The organism is Pseudomonas sp. GNP013 (genome assembly GCF_054343995.1).
This window is the reverse complement of record NZ_JBTGUT010000001.1, coordinates 4,530,883-4,544,750: the sequence shown is the minus strand read 5'-3', so window position 1 is coordinate 4,544,750 and position 13,868 is coordinate 4,530,883. Positions and strand designations below refer to the sequence as shown.

Annotated in this window: 11 protein-coding genes, 2 tRNA genes and 1 pseudogene; 10 read left to right on the top strand and 4 right to left on the bottom strand. The window is 61.3% G+C overall.

What is annotated here, in order from left to right:
* Positions 1-54: 54 nt before the first annotated feature.
* The 4 genes and pseudogenes from ACXX81_RS20065 (at position 55) to ACXX81_RS20050 (ending at position 4,660) form a co-directional block, all read left to right on the top strand.
* A complete protein-coding gene (locus ACXX81_RS20065; RefSeq protein ID WP_458572268.1) occupies positions 55-1,242 on the top strand; it encodes an ATP phosphoribosyltransferase regulatory subunit in 1,188 nt (395 codons plus the stop codon).
* Positions 1,243-1,296: 54 nt separating this feature from the next.
* Positions 1,297-2,586 carry an adenylosuccinate synthase gene (locus ACXX81_RS20060; RefSeq protein WP_209987899.1) on the top strand — a complete coding sequence of 430 codons (1,290 nt, stop codon included), beginning with the start codon at positions 1,297-1,299 and terminating at the stop codon, positions 2,584-2,586.
* Positions 2,587-2,698: 112 nt separating this feature from the next.
* Positions 2,699-3,754 (top strand): annotated as a pseudogene (locus ACXX81_RS20055) (methyl-accepting chemotaxis protein); the annotation flags it as partial.
* A 21-nt stretch (positions 3,755-3,775) separates the two neighbouring features.
* Positions 3,776-4,660, top strand: a complete 885-nt coding sequence (locus ACXX81_RS20050) for a methyl-accepting chemotaxis protein (protein ID WP_428839042.1) — start codon at positions 3,776-3,778, stop codon at positions 4,658-4,660.
* An 88-nt stretch (positions 4,661-4,748) separates the two neighbouring features.
* Here ACXX81_RS20050 and ACXX81_RS20045 read toward each other — a convergent pair whose 3' ends face one another.
* From ACXX81_RS20045 to ACXX81_RS20030, 4 genes are all read right to left on the bottom strand, one after another.
* The gene (locus ACXX81_RS20045) at positions 4,749-6,302 is read right to left on the bottom strand and encodes an ABC transporter permease (RefSeq protein ID WP_458572267.1); all 1,554 of its coding nucleotides are present in this window, start codon (positions 6,300-6,302) and stop codon (positions 4,749-4,751) included.
* Entirely contained in the window at positions 6,302-7,327 is a 1,026-nt protein-coding gene (locus ACXX81_RS20040; protein WP_458572266.1) for an extracellular solute-binding protein, read from the bottom strand. Before ACXX81_RS20040 ends, ACXX81_RS20045 begins: the two co-directional genes overlap by 1 nt.
* Positions 7,328-7,470: 143 nt before the next feature.
* A tRNA-Leu gene (locus ACXX81_RS20035) sits at positions 7,471-7,557 on the bottom strand.
* Between the two features lie 155 nt (positions 7,558-7,712).
* Positions 7,713-7,799 (bottom strand) — tRNA-Leu (locus ACXX81_RS20030).
* Positions 7,800-8,024: 225 nt separating this feature from the next.
* On the opposite strand from ACXX81_RS20030, the gene rnr reads away from it, so the two are divergent.
* The 6 genes from rnr (at position 8,025) to rplI (ending at position 13,794) form a co-directional block, all read left to right on the top strand.
* Positions 8,025-10,655, top strand: a complete 2,631-nt coding sequence (rnr, locus tag ACXX81_RS20025) for a ribonuclease R (protein WP_231422391.1) — start codon at positions 8,025-8,027, stop codon at positions 10,653-10,655.
* On the top strand, positions 10,652-11,407 hold the full coding sequence (gene rlmB, locus ACXX81_RS20020) for a 23S rRNA (guanosine(2251)-2'-O)-methyltransferase RlmB (RefSeq protein ID WP_322212500.1): 756 nt from the start codon (positions 10,652-10,654) through the stop codon (positions 11,405-11,407). Before rnr ends, rlmB begins: the two co-directional genes overlap by 4 nt.
* A gap of 310 nt (positions 11,408-11,717) precedes the next feature.
* Entirely contained in the window at positions 11,718-12,140 is a 423-nt protein-coding gene (gene rpsF, locus ACXX81_RS20015) for a 30S ribosomal protein S6 (RefSeq protein ID WP_003236224.1), read from the top strand.
* 28 nt (positions 12,141-12,168) lie between these two features.
* Complete coding sequence (gene rpsR / locus ACXX81_RS20010) at positions 12,169-12,399, top strand: 30S ribosomal protein S18 (RefSeq protein ID WP_002551829.1); 231 nt, start codon at positions 12,169-12,171, stop codon at positions 12,397-12,399.
* Positions 12,400-12,435: 36 nt separating this feature from the next.
* Positions 12,436-13,329 (top strand): YybS family protein, encoded by an 894-nt coding sequence (locus tag ACXX81_RS20005; protein ID WP_231422392.1) that lies wholly within the window; start codon positions 12,436-12,438, stop codon positions 13,327-13,329.
* An 18-nt stretch (positions 13,330-13,347) separates the two neighbouring features.
* The gene (gene rplI / locus ACXX81_RS20000; RefSeq protein WP_003171376.1) at positions 13,348-13,794 is read left to right on the top strand and encodes a 50S ribosomal protein L9; all 447 of its coding nucleotides are present in this window, start codon (positions 13,348-13,350) and stop codon (positions 13,792-13,794) included.
* Positions 13,795-13,868 lie beyond the last annotated feature (74 nt).

Below are 13,868 nucleotides of genomic sequence, written 5' to 3'. Positions count from 1 at the left end.
TTCACTCAAGGCTCGGCCGAGGGCTGGCCGCCCGGATCAAAGGGGAATGGCGTAATGGCAACGGTAGACCGCTGGCTGCTGCCAGATGGCATCGAAGAAGTACTGCCACCAGAGGCTGCGCGCATTGAAGTAGCGCGTCGCCAGGTGTTGGATCTGTTCCAGAGCTGGGGTTACGAGTTTGTCGTGACTCCCCATATCGAGTACCTGGAATCCCTGCTGACCGGCGCGGGCCAGGACCTGGATCTGCGCACCTTCAAGGTTATCGACCCGCAATCGGGCCGGCAGATGGGCTTTCGTGCCGACATCACGCCACAGGTTGCGCGCATCGACGCGCACACTCTGCGCCGCGAAGGCCCGAGCCGCCTGTGCTACGCCGGCAGTGTGCTGCATGCGCAGCCGCGTGCCCTGTCGTCTTCGCGCAGCCCGATCCAGCTGGGGGCCGAGCTGTATGGCGACGCCAGCCCGAGCAGCGACGTTGAAGTGATCAGCCTGATGCTGGCCATGTTGCAACTGGCTGATGTGCCGGATGTGCACATGGACCTGGGTCACGTGGGTATCTACCGTGGTCTGGCCCGTGCCGCCGGGTTGTCCGGCGAAGTGGAGCAGCAGTTGTTCGATGCCCTGCAACGCAAGGCCATCGATGAAGTCATTGCCCTCACCGAAGGCGTGCCTGCGGACCTGGCCGGCATGCTGCGTGCGCTGGTCAACCTGTGCGGTGGTCGTGAAGTGCTGGTGGCCGCGCGTGAGCGCCTGGCCAATGCGCCGGCGTCGGTATTGGCCGCGCTGGACGACGTGCAGGCCATCGCCGAGCAGTTGTCGGCACGTTTCCCGCAGTTGCCGCTGTACTTTGATCTGGGTGAGTTGCGCGGCTACCACTACCACACGGGTGTGGTGTTCGCCGTATTCGTACCGGGTGTTGGCCAGGCCATCGCCCAGGGCGGTCGTTATGACGATATCGGCGCTGACTTTGGTCGCGCGCGTCCGGCTACCGGCTTTTCCACCGATTTGAAAACCCTGGTGACCCTGGGGCGTGCTGAGGTCGAGCTGCCGTCTGGTGGCATCTGGATGCCCGACAGTACGGACGCAGCACTCTGGCAGCAGGTTTGCCAGTTGCGCAGTGAGGGTCAGCGTGTGGTCCAGGCTTTGCCTGGGCAGCCATTGGCCGCCGCCCGTGAAGCGGACTGCGACCGGCAATTGATTCAGCAGAACGGGCTTTGGCAAGTATCGCCACTGGCTTCTTGAGTTTTCCTGCCGGCCATCGCCGGCACCAAGTTTGCGCGAATGAGGACAAGTGTTATGGGTAAGAATGTCGTAGTCCTGGGCACCCAATGGGGTGATGAGGGCAAAGGCAAGATCGTTGATCTGCTGACCGAACATGCTGCCGCCGTAGTGCGCTACCAGGGCGGCCACAACGCTGGCCACACCCTGGTCATCGATGGCGAAAAAACCGTCTTGCACCTGATCCCGTCGGGCGTGCTGCGCGAAGGTGTGCAGTGCCTGATCGGCAACGGCGTGGTGGTAGCTCCCGACGCCCTGCTGCGCGAGATCACCAAGCTGGAAGAAAAAGGCGTGCCGGTGCGCGAGCGCCTGCGCATCAGCCCGTCCTGCCCGCTGATCCTGTCCTTCCACGTTGCCCTGGATCAGGCCCGTGAAAAGGCGCGTGGCGAGCTGAAGATCGGCACCACCGGTCGCGGCATCGGCCCGGCGTACGAAGACAAGGTTGCCCGTCGTGGCCTGCGTGTGGGCGACCTGCTCAACATGCCGCGCTTTGAAGACAAGCTGCGTGAACTGGTGGATTACCACAACTTCATGCTGGTCGGTTACTACAAAGAGCCGGCCATCGAGTTCGACAAGACCCTGGCCGAGTGCAAGGAATACGCCGAGCTGCTCAAGCCGCTGATGCTGGACGTGACCGCCGAGCTGCACGACCTGCGTCGCGCCGGCAAGGACATCATGTTCGAAGGCGCGCAGGGCTCGCTGCTGGACATCGACCACGGTACCTACCCGTACGTGACCAGCTCCAACACCACTGCCGGCGGCGTTGCCACCGGTTCCGGCGTTGGCCCGATGTTCCTCGACTACATCCTGGGCATCACCAAGGCCTACACCACCCGCGTGGGCTCGGGTCCTTTCCCGACTGAGCTGTTCGACGCGGTGGGCGCGCACCTGGCCAAGCAGGGTCACGAATTCGGCGCCACCACTGGCCGCGCCCGTCGTTGTGGCTGGTTCGACGCCGTTATCCTGCGTCGCGCCATTGATGTGAACAGCATCTCCGGCATCTGCCTGACCAAGCTGGACGTACTCGACGGTCTGGAAGCCATCAACATCTGCATCGGCTACAAGGATGCGCAAGGCAATGACGTCGCACCGACCGACGCTGACAGCTACGTAGGCCTGCAGCCGGTGTACGAAGAAGTGCCGGGCTGGACCGAATCGACCGTGGGCGCCAAGACCCTGGAAGAACTGCCGGCTAACGCCCGTGCCTACATCAAGCGTGTTGAAGCGTTGATCGGTGCGCCGATCGACATTATTTCGACGGGGCCTGACCGCAACGAAACCATCGTTCTGCGCCACCCGTTCGCTTGATAAGCGATTGATGTGAAAAGCAAAGGGCTCCTTCGGGAGCCCTTTTTCATGGGCGTCTGCCAGACGGCACGACACTTGCTGTTATTCTCTCTTTCGCGGTGCTATCAAATTAATGGCACCCGTGGTCGAGGGATTACCGATGTCTGCCGTTCTCTCAGTGTTACAAAGTCGTCTGTTGCGTCCGGTGTTCGTTACTCTGGGTATCGCCCTTTTGGTGCAAGTGCTGGTCGCCGTCGCGCTGACGCGGAGCACGGTCACGGCGTTGGAGGCAGATTTGGCCGCGCGTCTGGGCATCGACAGCCAGAAGCTCTCAGGCGAACTGGCCCAGGCCGGCAAGGAAGTCACGTCGAGTCTGGAGAGCTTGTCCACCAGCACGCGTCAGCGTCTGACTGCAGGGCTTTCAACACGCCTGCAGGAAGAGCAGAAGCAACTGCGTGCGACCCTGGAAAAAGACCTGCAAGACTCCGCCAACGACATGGCGCAATTGCTGGCCTCGGTGGCGCCGCGCGCCATGTGGGACAGCGATGTGCCGACGTTGTCCGAATTCGCCCGGCGCGCCCAGCGCAATCCCAACGTGTTGTTCGTGGTCTACGACGACGCCACCGGTGAGCATCTGACCCGCTACCTCAATCGTGAAAACCCGATCAACCAGGCGCTGCTGGCCAAGGGCGCCGGTGAGCGCGCCCTCGACAAAGTGCTGGATGCGGCCAGGTCCGATCCTGCCGTGTACTACGTCGAAGCGTCCATCAGCCCCAATGGGGTCGAGATCGGCAAGGTGCGCATGGGCGTTTCGACCGCCTCGGTGGAGGCGAATCTGCAAGCCCTCGACAAACGCTTCGCCGCGTTGATCGCCAGCGGCGATCAACTGGTGGGCGACAGCCTCAAGGGCGCAGCCGCTGACAGCGCGTCCGCCATGGGCGCGCGTCTGCAATCGGCCCAGGCCACCGCCAACCAGATGACCGCCAACACCACCGATGCTGTGCAGGATGCGGCGGGCACGCTGCGCTGGCGCATCGGTATGGGGCTCGCCATCGTGGGTTTGGCGGTGTTGCTGCTGATCGCCATCGTGCTGGGGCGGCGCGTGGTCAATCGCCTGAAACTGTTGATTGCCGCCATGGATGACTTGGCGGCGGGCGACGGCGACCTGACCCGGCGCGTGCAAATCAACAGCAAGGACGAAATCGGCGCCATGGCTTCGGCGGTCAATCGCTTTGTGGATAAGTTGCAGCCTATCGTGCGCGAAGCGGGCGATGTGGCCCAGCGCACCGGGGTGGAAATCGGCGCCATGACCCTGCGCAATGCCGGCGCCGATGCCGCGGCCGGCTTGCAGCGCGATGAGGTGGCCGAGAGCCTGCGCGAGCTTTCGCAGATGGCTGATGAAGCCCAGGCCGAAAGCCAGGCGATGCAAGCGGCGTTGCAGCAGGTGGTGGATATTCGTCAGGCCACCGATGAAAACGCGCGCACTTCGGCCGAAGTCGGCAGTTTGATCGAGGCGCTGGCGGGGCAGGTGCAGGCCGGTTCCCAGGTCATCGAGCGGCTGGCGCAGCAAAGCGAGCAGATCGAAGTGGTGCTGACCGTGATTCATGGCATCGCCGAACAGACCAACCTGCTGGCGCTCAACGCGGCCATCGAGGCGGCGCGTGCCGGTGAGACCGGACGCGGCTTTGCGGTAGTGGCGGACGAGGTGCGTGCGCTGGCCAGCAAGACCCAAAGCTCAACCGGTGACATCCAGGCGCATATCGTCGCGTTGCAGCAGGGCGCGCGCGAGGCGGTGGAAACCATCGGCAAGGCCGGGCGCCAGGCCAGCGAAGGTTTGCTGGTGTTGCGTGACAGTGTGCGCTTGCAGCAGACGGTGCAGGCCTCGGTGGAGCAGGTGCACGCGGCCATCGGCCTGGCGACGCGCGCGGCCGAGCATCAGGCCCAGGGGGCGCATGCGGTGCGTGGGCGGGTGGAGGTGATCCATGCCCAGGCCGAGCGCGCGGCGCAGGCGGTGGTGGAGACCACGGCCAGTGGCAAGGTGCTGGATGGGTTGGCGGCGCAGCTTAAGGCCAGCCTGGGACAGTTTCGGGCCTAGTGCTGGCCCTATCGGGAGCAAGCCCCTCCCACATTTTGATGTGTGAAGACCTTCAAATGTGAGAGGGGGCTTGCTCCCGATAGCGATTTCAGCGGCTCAGATACATCCGAGTCGTCAGCCAATACACCGGCAACCCCGACACCAGAATCAACAACGCCGCATAAGGCGCCGCCGCCGCAAATTCTATATTCGAGGTATGCGCCCACACCGCAGTCGCCAGGGTATTCAGCCCGGTCGGACTGAGCAGCAACGTCGCCGTCAACTCCTTCATCGCATCCAGAAACACCAGCGCAAATGCTGCGCCCAGCGCTGGGAAAATAATCGGCAGGGTCACCCGGCAGAACGCACTGAACGACGACGCGCCCAGCGTGCGCGCCGCCTCTTCCAGCTGCGGTGCAGCCTTGTTCAGGGCCGTACGAATCGGCGCCTGGGCCAGCGGTAAAAACAGCAGCGCATAAGCGATCAGCAACAGCGCCGAGGTTTGATACAGCACTGGCACATAATGCAGTGCGAAATACACCAGCGTCAGGGCGATGACCAACCCAGGCAGAGCGTGCAGCAGATAGGGCAGACGCTCGGCCCAGATCGCCAGGCGGCCCTTGTAGCGCACCACCAGCAGCCCAACCGGCACCGCCAGCACCAGGCACAGCGCCGCGCCGCCCAGCGAGAGTGCCAGGGACGACAGCAGCGCCTCGCCAATCTCGGCCAGCGGGAACGCCGCCGACGAACCCACCGCCAGCCAATACCCGAGCATGCCCAGCGGAATGCCGCTGCCGATCACCGCCAGCGCCAGGCAATACAGCTGGCCCAACGGCGCCCACTGGCCCAGCTTCACCTGCCCGGCATGCCGCGCCGCGCCCTGGCCGATGCGCGCGTGTCGGCCCTTGCCGCGCACACGCAGCTCCAGCCACAGCAGGGTCAGGCACATCACCAGCAACACTGCCGACAGCATCGCGGCATTGGCATTGCTGAACTCCAGTTCGAATTGCTGGTAGATCGCCGTGGTGAAGGTCTGCAGGCCGATGATCGAGAGGGCGCCGAACTCCACCAGCATATGCAGCGCGATCAGCAATGCGCCGGCCAGCAGGGACGGCCACAGCAAGGGCAGGGTGACGCGCACGAACACGCCCCAGCGATTGTGTCCCAGCGTGCGCGCCGACTCTTCAAGAGACGGATCCAGGTTGCGCAGGGTTGCCGCCACTGGCAGAAACACCAGCGGGTATTTTGACAGCGTCATCACCAGGATCGCCCCGCCTAGCCCTTCGAAATTGGCGCTCAGCGACACCCAGGTAAAGCTGCTGACAAACGCCGGCACTGCAAACGGCAGGCACAGGATCACGCCCCAGATGCGCCGTCCCGGCAGGTTGCTGCGTTCGAGCAGCCAGGCCAGGGACAGGCCGATCACGCCGCACGCCAGGGTAACGCCGACCATCAGCGCCAAAGTATTGCGCAGCAGGCCGAACACGTAAGGCCGCCACAGCAGGTGCAGGGCCTGCGCCCAGCCCGCCTGCCAGGCTTTGAGCCCAACGTAGACCAACGGCAGCAGGCTCAGGCCAACCAGCAATAACACGGGCAGCAGCAGCCAGATCGACGGACGTTTGCGCCGGGGCATGAACCCCGGCGCCGATAGCGATGGGCTCATCAGTTCAAGCCAACCTCGCGTTCCAGCTCCAGGGCTTCCTCGGCATTGCCAAGGTCGGCAGGCGTGACTTTCGGCGGTTGCAGCTCAGAGAATGGCTTGAGGCCACGGCTCGATTGCATCCCCTTGCGCAGCGGGTATTCGGCTGAGGTGTTGGTGATCACACGCTGGCCGTCTTCGCTGGCCATGAATGCCAGCAACTGCTGGGCTTCTTTCGGGTGTTTGCTGGATTTGAGTGCGGCTGCCGAAGACACGGTGATCAGGCCGCCGGCATCGCCGTCGGTGAAGTAATGCAGTTGCGAATCCAGGTTGGTTTTTTCTTTCTTCAAGGCAAACCAGTAGTAGTTGTTCACCAGCACGGTGGCGACTTCGCCATTTTCCACCGCTTTGAGCGCAACCATATTGTTGCTGTACACCTTGCTAAAGGCGCGCAGGCCGGTCAGCCATTCTTCAGCCGCCTCGCGCCCGTGCAGCTTGAGGATTGCCACGGCCTGTTCCTGGAATGCGCCGCTGGTAGGCACGAAGCCGACTTTGCCTTGCCACTCGGGGCCGGCGAAATCCAGCACCGATTTGGGCAGGTCTTTTTCCGCAATCAGTTTCGGGTTGAAGGCCACCACGCGGGTGCGGGCGGTCACGCCCATCCAGTTGCCGTTGCTGCCCACGTAGTCCTTGGGCAGTACGTCGAGGGTGCTGGCGTCGATGTTGGCCAGCAGGCCTTGCTCGCCCAGTTTATTGAGCGGGGGGGATTCTTCGGTATAGATCACGTCGGCCGGGGAGCGCTCACCTTCTTCGACGACCTGGCTGGCCAGCTGGTTGCTGCTGCCTTTGCGCACGTTGACGTGAATGCCGGTTTTGGCTTCGAAGGCCTTGGCGAGTTCATCGCCGACTTCTTTGTGTTGGCCGTTGTAGAGGGTCAGTGAGACCTTGTCGGCGCTGTGAGCCGAAGGGGAGAGCAGGGTCAGACTGAGTAGGGTGAGCGTCAGGCCACGCAGAAGGGATGTCTTGAGATGGGTAGAGCGGATAGTCATCCGACGGTTTCCTCGCTTGAATGCAACAAATCTTTGCAAGGATAAACGATAAAACTTCTCAAGTACGGGCGAGGGCTGAATCGCCGGGAAGTTTTCAAACCCCGGAAACGAAAAAACCCGCTTTCGCGGGTTTGATCTGAATTTGGTGCCCAGGAGAAGACTCGAACTTCCACGACCTTGCGATCACCAGCACCTGAAGCTGGCGTGTCTACCAATTTCACCACCTGGGCATTATCAAGCAACGTTGCCGCTGTTGATGGGGCGAACTATACGGCGGGCTTTTTAATCTGTAAACCCCTGACTCGAAAAATATAAATCAATTTTTTCGTTAAAAATCAAAGGCCTGAAACGAAAAAACCCGCTTTCGCGGGTTTGATCTGAATTTTGGTGCCCAGGAGAAGACTCGAACTTCCACGACCTTGCGATCACCAGCACCTGAAGCTGGCGTGTCTACCAATTTCACCACCTGGGCAGCATCAACCACGTTGCCGTCGTCGATGGCGCGCACTATACGGAGCCGAATTTACGCTGTAAACCCCCGCTATCAAAAAACTCTGGAAAACTTCGCCAATGGTCGTGCAAGGTGTGCAACCGATGGCACAAAAGGCCTTTTAAGGGCTTGTTGACGCCTGAAATTTCCCGTTTCAATACGCGTATGCCAAACTAACCCCTATATAGACAAGGTGAAAACTCTCTAATGGCCGATTGGCAGTCCCTCGATCCCGAGGCCGCTCGTGAAGCGGAAAAATATGAAAACCCTATTCCTAGCCGCGAACTGATCCTGGCGCACCTCGCCGATCGGGGTTCGCCTGCTAGCCGCGAGCAACTGGTTGAAGAGTTCGGTCTGACCACCGAAGACCAGCTCGAAGCCCTGCGCCGCCGTCTGCGTGCCATGGAACGCGACGCTCAGTTGATCTACACCCGCCGTGGCACCTACGCGCCCGTGGACAAACTCGACCTGATCCTGGGCCGCATTGCCGGTCACCGTGACGGCTTCGGCTTCCTGATCCCGGATGACGGCAGCGATGACCTGTTCATGAGCCCGGCGCAAATGCGCCTGGTGTTCGATGGCGACCGTGCCCTGGCACGTGTTTCCGGGCTGGACCGTCGCGGTCGCCGCGAAGGTGTGATTGTCGAAGTGGTGTCCCGCGCCCACGAGTCCATCGTCGGCCGTTACTTCGAAGAAGGCGGCATCGGCTTTGTTGTCCCGGATAACCCCAAGGTCCAGCAGGAAGTGCTGATCACCCCGGGCCGCAATGGCGCCGCCAAGGTCGGCCAGTTTGTCGAGGTGAAAATCACCCACTGGCCAACGGCGCGCTTCCAGCCTCAGGGCGATATCGTTGAAGTGGTCGGCAACTACATGGCGCCGGGCATGGAGATCGACGTTGCGCTGCGCACCTACGATATTCCTCACGTATGGCCCGAAGCGGTCATCAAGGAAGCGCGCAAGCTCAAGCCGGAAGTGGAAGACAAGGACAAAGAGAAGCGCATCGACCTGCGCCATCTGCCGTTCGTCACCATCGATGGCGAAGACGCCCGCGACTTCGACGATGCGGTCTACTGCGAAGCCAAGCCTGGCAAATTGCGCTTGTTCTCCGGCGGCTGGAAGCTGTATGTCGCGATTGCCGACGTGTCCAGCTACGTGAAAATCGGTTCTGCGCTGGATAACGAAGCCCAGGTGCGCGGCAACTCCGTGTATTTCCCTGAGCGCGTGATCCCGATGCTGCCTGAGCAGCTGTCCAACGGCCTGTGCTCGCTGAATCCGAAAGTCGACCGTTTGGCCATGGTGTGCGAGATGACCATCTCGAAAACCGGTGAAATGACCGACTACCAGTTCTATGAGGCGGTGATTCACTCCCAGGCGCGCCTGACCTACAACAAGGTCAGCACCATCCTGGAAACACCGAAAACCAGCGAAGCCAAGGCCCTGCGTACCGAATACGCCGGCGTGGTACCGCACCTCAAGCAGCTCTACTCGCTCTACAAGGTATTGCTGGGTGCTCGTCATGTGCGTGGCGCGATCGATTTTGAAACCCAGGAAACCCGAATTGTCTTCGGTTCCGAGCGCAAGATCGCCGCAATCACCCCGACCACCCGCAACGATGCGCACAAGCTCATCGAGGAATGCATGCTGGCGGCCAACGTGGCCACCGCTGAATTCCTGAAAAAACACGAGATCCCTGCGCTGTACCGAGTGCATGATGGCCCGCCGCCGGAACGTCTGGAAAAACTGCGCGCGTTCCTCGGTGAGCTTGGTCTGTCTCTGCACAAAGGCAAGGACGGCCCGACGCCGAAGGACTACCAGGCACTGTTGGCCAGCATCAAGGACCGTCCGGATTACCACGTGATCCAGACCGTGATGTTGCGTTCCCTGAGCCAGGCGGTGTACAGCGCCGATAACCAGGGCCACTTCGGCCTCAATTACGAAGCGTACACCCACTTCACGTCGCCGATCCGCCGTTACCCGGACCTGCTCACGCACCGGGCGATCCGCAGCGTGATCCATTCCAGACAGGACACCCCGCACGTCAAGCGCGCCGGTGCCATGAGCATTCCGAAAGCGCGGATTTATCCGTACGACGAAGCCGCCCTGGAACAGCTCGGCGAGCAGTGCTCCATGAGCGAGCGCCGCGCCGATGAGGCCACACGCGATGTGGTGAACTGGCTCAAGTGCGAGTTCATGAAGGACCGCGTGGGCGAATCGTTCCCGGGTGTGATCACCGCCGTGACCGGCTTTGGCCTGTTTGTCGAGCTGACCGACATCTACGTCGAGGGCCTGGTGCACGTCACCGCCTTGCCGGGCGACTATTACCACTTCGATCCTGTGCATCACCGCCTGGCGGGCGAGCGCACCGGTCGCAGCTTCCGTTTGGGCGACACGGTGGAAGTGCAGGTCATGCGCGTCGACCTCGATGAGCGCAAGATCGACTTCGGCATGCCTGACAAGCCGACCGAGCCGACCGGCCGTAAAAAACGCGGCAGCGACACCACAGCGCCCACCTCGAAAGGCAAAGCGGCTGCCACAACCGCGGCGACAGAGTCTGCGCCTGCCAAGTCGGGGCGTCGTTCCTCTGCCAAGGATAAGGCCCCGGAAGCCTATCGCCCGAGCGATGCCGCGGCGAAAAACGCCGAGCTGCGCAAGAGCCGCGAGTTGAAGCAGCAGTTGCTTAACGAAGCCAAAAGCGGTGGTAAAGCGGCGTCTGGGGGAAAGTCCCAAGCGGCGGAAAAAACCTCGAGCAAGACCAGTAAACACCGTAAAGGCCCGTCCAAGACGGGTTCGACCCCTGCCAAAAGCAGCGGGTCGCGCAAACCTAAGGCCAAGTCATGAGTCTGGAAAAAATCTACGGCGTCCACGCCGTAGAAGCGCTGCTGCGTCACCATCCCAAGCGCGTCAAGCAGGTATGGCTGGCCGAAGGGCGCAGCGAGCCACGCGTGCAGGCGCTGGTCGAGCTGGCGACCCAGAATAAAGTCGCCATCGGCCAGGCCGAGCGCCGTGAAATGGATGTGTGGGTCGAAGGTGTGCATCAGGGCGTGGTTGCTGACGTCAGCCCGAGCCAGGTGTGGGGCGAGGCCATGCTCGACGAGCTGCTCGACCGTACCGAAGGTGCGCCGCTGCTGCTGGTGCTGGACGGCGTGACCGACCCGCACAACCTCGGCGCCTGTCTGCGCTCGGCAGATGCCGCCGGCGCCCTGGCGGTGATTGTGCCCAAGGACAAGTCGGCCACCCTGACGCCTGTGGTGCGCAAGGTTGCCTGCGGCGCGGCGGAAGTGATTCCGCTGGTGGCCGTGACCAACCTGGCGCGCACCCTGGAAAAACTCCAGCAGCGCGGCCTGTGGGTCGTGGGCACGGCGGGGGAGGCCGAGGTCAGTATCTATGACCAGGACCTCACCGGCCCGACCATCCTGATCATGGGCGCTGAAGGCAAAGGCATGCGTCGCTTGACGCGTGAGCATTGCGATTACCTGGTGCACCTGCCAATGGCCGGTAGTGTCAGCAGTCTCAATGTGTCGGTCGCGACCGGTGTATGCCTGTTCGAAGCCCGGCGTCAGCGTGGCGCAAAGGCCAAGGCCAAGAAGTAATTTTGGCCTGGCATAGATGCAAATGTGGGAGGCGGTTTGCCCCGATAGCAGTAGGTCGTCGGTAACAGATAATGTTGCTGATCCACCGCAATCGGGAGCAAGCCACCTCCCACAGTTGTTTTGCGGCGATTGGGAGATTGTTCAAATAATCACCAATCACCTTGCGCCTGTTCCTCCCCTTCTCTACAATTGCGCCCCTTGCCCACCCGGCAGGCACGCATGTGCCTCCCCTGCGGCAAGATCCATAAGTGTCATTCACTCCTTGTCTGACCGTTTTTGAGCGGCAGGCTACAACCCGTAAGGAGCATTCATGCGTCATTACGAAATCATCTTTTTGGTCCACCCGGATCAAAGCGAGCAAGTCGGCGGCATGGTTGAGCGTTACACCAAGCTGATCGAAGAAGACGGCGGCAAAATCCACCGTCTGGAAGATTGGGGCCGTCGTCAACTGGCCTATGCAATCAACAATGTTCACAAGGCTCACTACGTGATGCTGAACGTTGAATGCACCGGCAAGGCCCTGGCCGAGCTGGAAGACAACTTCCGCTACAACGATGCAGTGATCCGTAACCTGGTCATCCGTCGCGAAGAAGCCGTTACCGGCCAATCCGAGATGCTCAAGGCTGAAGAAAACCGCAGTGAGCGCCGTGAGCGTCGCGACCGTCCTGAGCACGAAGGCGCTGATAGCGCTGACAGTGATGACAGCGACAACAGCGATAACGCTGACGAGTAATCCACGGACCTTTTAAGGAGCCTATCAAATGGCACGTTTCTTCCGTCGTCGTAAATTCTGCCGCTTCACCGCTGAAGACGTGAAAGAGATCGATTACAAAGATCTCAACACTCTGAAAGCCTACGTATCCGAGACCGGCAAAATCGTTCCAAGCCGTATCACCGGTACCAAAGCACGTTATCAGCGTCAGCTGGCCACCGCTATCAAGCGCGCCCGCTTCCTGGCCCTGCTGGCCTACACCGACAGCCACGGCCGCTGAGACCGGGCAGTCGACAAGTAGTAAGGGATTAAATGCATGCGCGCCTTAGCTGAGTTCATCATGCGCGGTCGTATGCAGGCCACTCTGGTAGTGGCCGGCTGTGCGGCATTGCCGTTGTTGTATTGGTTGGGTGCTGCCGCCGGATGCCTTGTGCTCCTGCGGCGCGGTTTACAGGATGCCATTGGCGTCCTGGCCCTGGGATTGTTGGCCGGCCTTGTCTGGTGGCTGCAATTGGGCGAACCCAAGGTGCTTATGGTGCTGTTGGGTTCGTCGAGCCTTGCGTTGGTTTTGCGCGCAAGTGAGTCCTGGGTCCGCACGCTGCTGGTCAGCGTGGCAGTGGGGTTGGTGTATTCAGTGTTGCTCGGCGCGGCTTTCCACCCGCAAATCGAGGCGCTGGCGCAAGAGATCGTCAAGGTCCTGCCGTCGGCTCTCGGGGAGCTCTACCAGCAATTGTCGGTAGACGAGCGAGCGCGTCTCGCAGCATTGATAGCACCGGCCCTGATCGGCCTGATGGCGGTGGTGTTGCAGGTCGTCAGCCTGCTGAGCCTGATGCTTGGGCGTTATTGGCAGGCGTTGTTGTACAACCCGGGTGGTTTTGGTCGCGAGTTTCGCAGCATCAGAATCCCTGCGGGCCCGGCGATGTTGCTGCTGGCATGCATGGTGGTCGGACCGAACTTCGGTCCACAGGCCGCCCTGTTGTTGCTGTTTTGCAGCGTACCGCTGGTGTTTTCCGGGCTGGCTCTGATTCATGGGCTGGTGGCGCAGAAGCGCCTGGCCAGGTTCTGGCTGGTGGGGTTGTACGTGACGCTGGTGCTGTTCATGCAGCTGATTTATCCGTTACTCGTGGTTTTGGCCATTGTCGACGGCCTGATTGATTTTCGCGGTCGTCTGGCGCCGAAAGACGCCGACAACGCGAACGGTGAAGGTTAAAAGTTAGAGGATTTTCACATGCAACTGATCCTTCTGGAAAAAGTCGCCAACCTGGGCAACCTGGGCGACAAAGTAAATGTTAAGGCCGGTTACGGTCGTAACTACCTGCTGCCATACGGCAAAGCCACCGCTGCAACCGCTGCCAACCTGGCTGCGTTTGAAGAGCGTCGTGCTGAGCTGGAAAAAGCCGCAGCAGACAAAAAAGCCTCGGCCGAAACTCGCGCTGCCCAACTGGCTGAGCTGGAAGTGACTATCACTGCCACTGCCGGTGACGAAGGCAAGCTGTTCGGTTCGATCGGCACCCACGACATCGCTGATGCACTGACCGCCTCCGGCGTTGAAGTGCAGAAGAGCGAAGTTCGTCTGCCGAACGGCACCATCCGCAACGTAGGCGAATTCGACGTAGCCGTGCACCTGCACGCCGAAGTTGAAGCCACCGTACGCGTTGTCGTGGTAGCAGCTTAAGCAGCACCTAACTGGGTGGCACCTCGCGTGCCAGCCGGTTAACATCGGGCACGATCCTGTTTACAGGTCGTGCC

Coding starts and splice junctions, on each gene's coding strand:
- ACXX81_RS20065 (WP_458572268.1), top strand. CDS start 55: ATGGCAACGGTAGACCGCTGGCTGCTGCCAGATGGCATCGAAGAAGTA.
- ACXX81_RS20060 (WP_209987899.1), top strand. CDS start 1,297: ATGGGTAAGAATGTCGTAGTCCTGGGCACCCAATGGGGTGATGAGGGC.
- ACXX81_RS20050 (WP_428839042.1), top strand. CDS start 3,776: ATGGCTTCGGCGGTCAATCGCTTTGTGGATAAGTTGCAGCCTATCGTG.
- ACXX81_RS20045 (WP_458572267.1), bottom strand. CDS start 6,302: ATGAGCCCATCGCTATCGGCGCCGGGGTTCATGCCCCGGCGCAAACGT.
- ACXX81_RS20040 (WP_458572266.1), bottom strand. CDS start 7,327: ATGACTATCCGCTCTACCCATCTCAAGACATCCCTTCTGCGTGGCCTG.
- rnr (WP_231422391.1), top strand. CDS start 8,025: ATGGCCGATTGGCAGTCCCTCGATCCCGAGGCCGCTCGTGAAGCGGAA.
- rlmB (WP_322212500.1), top strand. CDS start 10,652: ATGAGTCTGGAAAAAATCTACGGCGTCCACGCCGTAGAAGCGCTGCTG.
- rpsF (WP_003236224.1), top strand. CDS start 11,718: ATGCGTCATTACGAAATCATCTTTTTGGTCCACCCGGATCAAAGCGAG.
- rpsR (WP_002551829.1), top strand. CDS start 12,169: ATGGCACGTTTCTTCCGTCGTCGTAAATTCTGCCGCTTCACCGCTGAA.
- ACXX81_RS20005 (WP_231422392.1), top strand. CDS start 12,436: ATGCGCGCCTTAGCTGAGTTCATCATGCGCGGTCGTATGCAGGCCACT.
- rplI (WP_003171376.1), top strand. CDS start 13,348: ATGCAACTGATCCTTCTGGAAAAAGTCGCCAACCTGGGCAACCTGGGC.